8 protein-coding genes are annotated in these 6,353 nt (G+C 36.5%); 3 read left to right on the top strand and 5 right to left on the bottom strand.

What is annotated here, in order from left to right; genetic code table 11:
• Positions 1 to 271 (top strand): adenosylhomocysteinase (locus tag ACKI2W_RS11650; RefSeq protein ID WP_407382119.1); only part of this gene is annotated, 271 nt, incomplete at its 5' end.
• Between the two features lie 19 nt (positions 272 to 290).
• On the top strand, positions 291 to 941 hold the full coding sequence (locus tag ACKI2W_RS11645; RefSeq protein WP_407382118.1) for a DUF2119 domain-containing protein: 651 nt from the start codon (positions 291 to 293) through the stop codon (positions 939 to 941).
• Here ACKI2W_RS11645 and fen read toward each other — a convergent pair.
• Genes fen through cyaB form a run of 5 tightly spaced genes read right to left on the bottom strand, consistent with a single transcriptional unit; the run spans position 938 to position 5,525 of the window.
• Entirely contained in the window at positions 938 to 1,921 is a 984-nt protein-coding gene (fen, locus tag ACKI2W_RS11640) for a flap endonuclease-1 (RefSeq protein ID WP_407382117.1), read from the bottom strand. The genes ACKI2W_RS11645 and fen overlap by 4 nt on opposite strands.
• A 9-nt stretch (positions 1,922 to 1,930) precedes the next feature.
• Positions 1,931 to 2,494 (bottom strand): chorismate--pyruvate lyase family protein, encoded by a 564-nt coding sequence (locus tag ACKI2W_RS11635; RefSeq protein WP_407382116.1) that lies wholly within the window; start codon positions 2,492 to 2,494, stop codon positions 1,931 to 1,933.
• A gap of 5 nt (positions 2,495 to 2,499) precedes the next feature.
• Positions 2,500 to 3,756 (bottom strand): homoaconitase large subunit, encoded by a 1,257-nt coding sequence (hacA, locus tag ACKI2W_RS11630; RefSeq protein WP_407382115.1) that lies wholly within the window; start codon positions 3,754 to 3,756, stop codon positions 2,500 to 2,502.
• Positions 3,757 to 3,765: 9 nt separating this feature from the next.
• Entirely contained in the window at positions 3,766 to 4,935 is a 1,170-nt protein-coding gene (locus ACKI2W_RS11625; RefSeq protein WP_407382114.1) for a homocitrate synthase family protein, read from the bottom strand.
• A gap of 47 nt (positions 4,936 to 4,982) precedes the next feature.
• Positions 4,983 to 5,525 (bottom strand): class IV adenylate cyclase, encoded by a 543-nt coding sequence (gene cyaB / locus ACKI2W_RS11620; RefSeq protein ID WP_407382113.1) that lies wholly within the window; start codon positions 5,523 to 5,525, stop codon positions 4,983 to 4,985.
• Positions 5,526 to 5,708: 183 nt separating this feature from the next.
• Here cyaB and ACKI2W_RS11615 point away from each other — a divergent pair, with 183 nt between their 5' ends.
• On the top strand, positions 5,709 to 6,254 hold the full coding sequence (locus ACKI2W_RS11615) for a TATA-box-binding protein (protein WP_303737413.1): 546 nt from the start codon (positions 5,709 to 5,711) through the stop codon (positions 6,252 to 6,254).
• Positions 6,255 to 6,353: the final 99 nt, after the last annotated feature.

Below are 6,353 nucleotides of genomic sequence, written 5' to 3'. Positions count from 1 at the left end.
AATCTATCTCTTGGCAGACGGCCGTTTAGTAAACTTGTCAGCCGCACGTGGACAGGGACACCCTGCAGAAATCATGGACATGAGTTTTGCTGTACAAGCATTATCCGCAAAACACATCCTTGAAAACGATTTGCCGGTCGGTGTTACCAAAGCACCTGATGAAATCGACTACACTGTAGCAAGCATGAAATTAGATGCTATGGGAATTGAAATCGACACATTAACCGACAGACAAAAAGAATATATGAACAACTGGCAAGAAGGAACATAATTCCTTCTTTTTTATTTTCATGTCTTATTTTAAATATATTGATAATGGCAAGGGACCCACCAAACTGTTTTTAGGCGGAGTTCATGGAAATGAGGGTAAAACCTCAATAAAGTTCATCAAATCACTTAAACTGGATGATTTATCCTGCGGACAATTCTATTTTTATAATTTTGACAAAACAGAGTATATCTCAACCATCAAGAAAGAGTTTTATGAAAGTGAACTGGGTCAAAAGATTCTAAACCTTATTAACTATTTTGAACCTGATTTTTACACGGAGCTTCACTGTTATAACCTTAAAAATTATGATAAACTAACTTCAATGGAGCGTTATAAAAAAACAGGCGTGCCTCCGTTGATTCCGGCAGGTAATCATGTCCTGGTGTCATCAGTTTCTCCACTTATAAGAATGACTTATTTTTCAACTGATACTGTATGCAAAACTCTTGAATTTCCATGTATTGAAAAGCTGACTCCTGAAATAATGGAAAAATTCAATTTTGATGAAAAATCAGCTACTGAAAGATACATGGATCTGTTAAGGTTAATCACTAAATGTGAGACTAGGGCGGATTTTGAAAATGCTATGATGGAAAAATACAAATCTCAAGTTCAATTGGCAATGGATTATGCAAAAAAAGTATTTGGGGAGGATTTTCCTCCGTATTAAAACCATGCATCAAGGCTTCCCTGTGAAGAGCTTAAATTTTTAAGCTTGTCTGATGCCTTTACGACACGATTTTCTGAAAATCCATGTTCGTAGCATAAAAATTCAACAAGTCCTTCCTTGTCAGGTTTGTTCCATTTGATTTTGTAATCGGTATTTACGTTATGGTTTAAAAATATTTCCCGCACCTCATTTAAGTCATGTGTGCTTTGGCTTTGAAGTTCAGCCAGTTTTTCCTTCAGCTGTCCTTTTTTTGCAAGTTTTAAAGCAGTTTTAGCACCTACTCCCTTTAATCCATCGCAGAAGTCGGTTCCAATCAGAATACCCATATCTATCAGTTCTTCACGGGTTATGTCCAGTTCATGCAAGACATGTCTTAATTCATAGTATTCCAGGTTTCCAAGGTTTGAATTAATTGCAAGGTTTCTTACAACCCTTTTAGCTCCAAATAAAAGACAGTCATAATCCTGTGATGCAACAGCATATGCATCTCCTTTTTCAACAAGATATGCAGCCTGCGCTTCACCTTCACCTTTAGCTTCAACATAAGGTATTCCCATTAATGTTAAAAGCTTTTTGGATGATTCGATTATTTCTGGAGATAGCTTGGATGATCTCATTGCATATTTGCGGGCTTTTTCTGTGTCTCCGCTTTTCAATGCTTCCTTGTAAATCTTTTCCGCTTCATCCCTGACTTCTCTTCTTTTGGCCTGAGTATCACTTTTAAGTTCGGGTGCCTTTCCGTCAAAGACATAAATTGGCTTTATTCCCTTTTCCACCATTGAGGAGTTTCTGTATAATATTCCGCTTAAGTGTGATGTGATATTTCCATGTTCATCACATAACGGCTGTCCATCTCTCTGCCTTATTGTTGATAGAAACTGGTAAAGCGTATTGAACGCATCAATTGACACTGCTCTTCCTTCCAAATCATTAAAGTTTATCTTTTCAGGTTCAATTATGTCTTTAAGTTTTACACCCATTCATACCACCTAAATGTCGGTAAATTTGCTTACAGGGAATACTTCCTTAATCCACATCAGTATTTCATTTTTATGTATGATGACGTAATCCCTTGCCAGCATGTCTTCTGTGGTGTCGAACAGTTCCTGAAGGGTCTTGTTTGGCTTTTCAATATAGATGTTATTGATTTCCCTTCTTGATTCGATATTGTAGTTTTTAAGTATTCTTCCGATTGGTATGTCCGCTCTGACCAAATCACAGCATATTTCATCGGTTAATCTTTTTAATGGTATGTATGACATTGCATAGATTAGGTTTTCGTCGTCTTTATGCATTATAACTTCTCTAAAGTTAACTTGCTCCCCAACATCGCAATTAACTAATCCCGCACTTTTGAGTGTTGCATCTTCAAAATGCTGCTCGAGTGTGGATAAGGTTATTTTTCCATACAAGACATCCAAAATTGCTGTTATGGATCCGTCTGTTGTCAGAAGTATTTTCTGTGTATTTGAGAAATTTTTAGGATATGATTCCTCAACTGCATTGATTTTTTCTATTAGTCTTTTGTTGGCTTCATTTTTGTTTATAGGCATTTTGTTCACATCAGATCTTTTGGATTTGTTATAACTCCCTCAATAGCTGAAGCAGCTACAACTTTTGAATTTGAAAGATAAACTGAAGATTTAGGGTCTCCCATTCTACCTTTGAAATTCCTGTTTGTTGTGGATATACAAACTTCGCCTTCGGATAATACTCCCATATGTCCGCCAAGACATGGTCCGCATCCTGGATTACATATTATGGCTCCAGCATCAATAAAAGCTTCTATATATCCCAGATTCATTGCTTGTTTGTATATTTCACGTGATGCCGGCAATATTAATAATCTAATATTATCGTTAATTTTGTGACCTTTCAATATTTCATAAGCGTCTTTTAAATCGGATAATCTTCCGTTTGTACATGAGCCTATTAGGCATTGGTCTATTGCTGTTCCTTCAACTTTGGAAATGTCTTTTACATTGTCCACATCATTAGGACATGCGATTTGGGGTTCCATGTCTGTTATGTCGAAATGAAGCTCTTTTTCATAAACGGCATTGTCATCGGATTTGACGATATTTAGTTCACTTTCCTTTTTGGAGGTTCTTTTGCATATGTAATCGATAACTTCTCTGTTCGGTTCCATTATGCCGTTTTTTGCTCCCATTTCAATTGCCATATTGCACATCGTGGCTCTTCCTTCAACGCCCATCTTTTCAATGCTTTCACCGCAGAACTCAGCAGTCTTGTATGTTGCTCCGGCAATTCCAATTTCTCCAATGATATTTAAGATAACATCTTTAGGTGCAATAGTAGGGTTCAATTCGCCTGTAACTTCCATCTTGATGGCCTGAGGAACCATAAACCAGGTTTTTCCGGTGGCCCAAACCATCGCCAAATCGGTTGCACCCATACCTGTTGAGAATGCTCCGAAAGCACCGTAGGTACAGGTATGTGAATCAGCGCCCACAATAACTTTTCCAGGCTCTACCAGTCCCATTTCTGGAACTACCTGGTGGCAGATTCCCTCTCCGTGAATGAAGTTTTTAGTTATGCCCTGTTTTTTTATGAATTCACGGCAAACCTTTTGAAATTCTGCAGATCCTATTGTGTTTGCAGGAACATTGTGATCGAAGATAATTGCTATTTTTTCAGGATCCCATACTTTGTCCGCTACTTTTTCGAAAGTTTTTATTGCAGGAGGGGATGTTCCGTCGTGAGACATTGCAAGGTCTACAGGAATTTCAATTATTTCTCCTGGGGTTACTTCATGGCCCGCCTTTTTGGATAAGATTTTTTCAGTAATGTTCATAAGAATGACCTATTCTTTTTTGCTGATTTTTTTAACTATTTCTCTGAATACCTGGTCGTTGATGTATTTTCCTTCTTCTCTTGACTTTTTGACCTGTCTTACGATTTCAATGAGCTGTTCGTCACTTACATCAAGTTCACATTCATTCAGTTTGGCTCTGACTGCTCTGCAGCCTGAATGTTTTCCTAAAACAAGCTGTCTTTTCTGACCGACAAGTTCAGGCACATATGGCTCATAGCATAAAGGCTCTTCGATAACCGCATCAACATGGATTCCGGATTCGTGTCTGAACACGTTGTTTCCAACAACAGGCTTGTTGTATGGGATTGGCAATCCGCTTGCCTTTGACACGATATTGGATAATTCTGTAATGTATTTGGTTTTGAATCCTAAATCCTTACCATATAATATTTTTAAAGCCATAATAAGTTCTTCTAAAGAAGCGTTTCCTGCTCTTTCACCGATACCGTTTACTGTAGTTGAAATTCCTTTTGCTCCGGCCAGCACTCCGGTAATTGAGTTGATTACAGCTAAACCGAAGTCGTTGTGGCAGTGGAGTGCAATATTGACATTCAAGTCTTTTACAAGTTCTCTTACCAGATAATCGATACCCTGTGGTGTGATTGCGCCTGTTGTATCGGCTATATGGACTCTGTCAGCACCGCATTCCTGTGCTTTTGAATATATTCTTTTTAGAAATTCGATGTCTGTTCTTGTTGCGTCTTCAGCTGAAAATGCCACATACAATCCGTGGTCTTTGGCGTAATCCACAGCAGTTTCACATAAGTTAATTGCGTCCTGACGAGTTATGTGCATCTTATGGTCAAGATGGATGTCTGAAGTTCCGACAAATGTAATGATTCCGTCAACGTCACAGTCAAGAGCAGCATCAATGTCTTCAGGCTTTGTCCTTGTCAGCGCGAGAATATCAGCGTTCAAGCCTTCTTTTGCTATTGCTGACACGCTTTCTCTCTCTCTTTCGGAAACTATCGGAAATCCTGCTTCGATCTGGTTAATCTTGAACTGGTCAAGTTTGCGGGCAATTTCCAGTTTATCATTTAAGCTGAAACAAACGCCGGGAGTCTGTTCTCCGTCCCTTAAAGTTGTATCATAGATTATAAAATCTTTTGGAAATGTTATTTCACATTCTTTGTTATAATGACTTATATAATATTGCAATTATCTCACTTCTTTAAAATTTACTATTATAGTATATTTTTTTAATGTTAATATAATTTTTCTAAAAGTTCCAGGTATGATGTTCTTTCAAATCCGTCATCAACTCCCAATTTGGAAAAGAGTTCAAATATTTTATCCTGGGCATCGCTGTAATCCGCACCATCATCCAAAGCTATTTCTATTTCCATATAGGGGTCCAGACCTTCGACATCGTCCAGGCTGATTTCAAAATTTTCATATTTATAATATTGCCTGTTTTTCCTGACTGCCCTTACCATGCTAAATCCCAAATGCTGGAAAATCCCGCTGCACTTTTCACTGTCTTCTATTGCAATTTCAATTTCTTCTCTTGTTTTGCTTTTAGAATCTATTTTCGGACCTTTATATGTTATGAATATATTTTCAGATTCATTTTCTCTTGTTGTTCTTATTCTTAAGGCCTCATCGGTATTTGCAAAATCAACAATCGGGCTGTTAAAATATATATCTTCCTGAAATTCTTTTTTACTTTTTAAAGCCCCAATATTTTCTAACTTTTTTTCCATATCCTGAAAATTTTCAATTTTTGCTTTTACTTCAACTTCTATCATGTCAATTTCCCCTATTGATTATTATTTAAAATTTTATCAAATTTTAATTTTTTTCTTTTGATATATAAATAAACATAAGTTTATATACTATTTAAATAAAATATTTTATTAGTAAAAATTTAATTTTTGTTTTCTCAATTTTTACTTAACTACTTTTAAAAACTTAAATTTGGAGGTTTAAATTTGACCGATGTTGACATTAAAATAGAAAACATTGTAGCTTCCGCAAGCATTGGAAAGGATATTGTCCTTACTGATGTGTCCCAAGCTTTAGAAGGGGTTAATTTTAATCGTGAACAGTTTCCAGGATTAGTTTTCAAACTTAAAGATCCTAAAACCGCAGCATTAATTTTCAGCTCTGGTAAGCTTGTGTGTACTGGGGCAAAATCTATAGATGATTCCAAATTGGCAATCAAAAAAACTGTAGATTTGATGAGGACAGTGGATACTGAAATTCCTCATGAATTTGAAATTAAAATTCAAAATATTGTGGCATCTGCAAACCTGCAATCCACATTAAACTTAGAAGCAGTAGCTTTAGAACTTGAAGATACTGAATACGAACCGGAACAATTCCCTGGTTTAGTATACAGATTATCTGACCCTAAAGTTGTGCTATTATTGTTTGGTTCCGGTAAAGTTGTGTGTACTGGAGCAAAAACAAAAAGCGACGCTAAATTAGGTGTCGAAAGAGCTTACGACAGATTAAGTGAGCTAGATTTAATATAATTGGTGGTATTATTGATTAAACTTGTAGTATTTGACTTAGATAACGTTATTATTGATGGTGAAGCAATAGATGAGATAGGAAAATTAGCAAATGTTGAA

This window comes from Methanobrevibacter sp. (assembly GCF_045603845.1).
Lineage (GTDB): Archaea > Methanobacteriota > Methanobacteria > Methanobacteriales > Methanobacteriaceae > Methanocatella.
This window is presented reverse-complemented; position numbering and strand designations above follow the sequence as displayed.

What these genes read in the sequence shown, in the direction of transcription:
- ACKI2W_RS11645 (WP_407382118.1), top strand. Translation starts at nt 291, where the DNA reads ATGTCTTATTTTAAATATATTGATAATGGCAAGGGACCCACCAAACTG.
- fen (WP_407382117.1), bottom strand. Translation starts at nt 1,921, where the DNA reads ATGGGTGTAAAACTTAAAGACATAATTGAACCTGAAAAGATAAACTTT.
- ACKI2W_RS11635 (WP_407382116.1), bottom strand. Translation starts at nt 2,494, where the DNA reads ATGCCTATAAACAAAAATGAAGCCAACAAAAGACTAATAGAAAAAATC.
- hacA (WP_407382115.1), bottom strand. Translation starts at nt 3,756, where the DNA reads ATGAACATTACTGAAAAAATCTTATCCAAAAAGGCGGGCCATGAAGTA.
- cyaB (WP_407382113.1), bottom strand. Translation starts at nt 5,525, where the DNA reads ATGATAGAAGTTGAAGTAAAAGCAAAAATTGAAAATTTTCAGGATATG.